This is a genomic window from Streptomyces sp. NPDC008238, from assembly GCF_042956445.1.
Classification (GTDB): Bacteria; Actinomycetota; Actinomycetes; order Streptomycetales; family Streptomycetaceae; genus Actinacidiphila.
Window position 1 is genome coordinate 1 of sequence record NZ_JBIBGK010000020.1, and the last position, 451, is coordinate 451.

Sequence of the window (451 nt, forward strand, 5' to 3'; positions counted from 1 at the left end):
GTCGGAAACCCCCTCAAACTCTCCGACTCACCCACCACCATCCACCGCTCACCCCTCCTCGGCGAACACAACCACGACATCTACACCGGCGAACTGGGTGTCACGGCCGAGGAGTTGACGGCACTGCGGACGGACGGGGTGATCTGACCGATGGCGGACACCGACGGGCGCGACGACGTACGGTCGCACACCACAGAGCAACCGGCGGCGGTGCTGGGCACCGTCCACCGGTGGGCCGGGGCAGCGGGGCTGCCCTGACCGGAGCACCACCCGTGACGGGGCCGGGCCGCGAGGAACGCGCGGACCGGGCCCGCCGCACAGCACGAAAAGAGCACGGGGGCCGGCACGGGTCGGACTCCACGGAGACCGACCCCTGCCCGCCCCCCGTGCACGGGGGGCAGGCCACACAAATTAGCTGCACGGGAAAAAAAAAAATTGCGTAAAACAACAA

At 68.3% G+C, this 451-nt stretch carries 1 pseudogene; it reads left to right on the forward strand.

Annotation, left to right across the window (positions count from 1 at the left end):
• Positions 1-147: pseudogene (locus ACFZAU_RS30420) on the forward strand (formyl-CoA transferase); the annotation flags it as partial.
• Positions 148-451 lie beyond the last annotated feature (304 nt).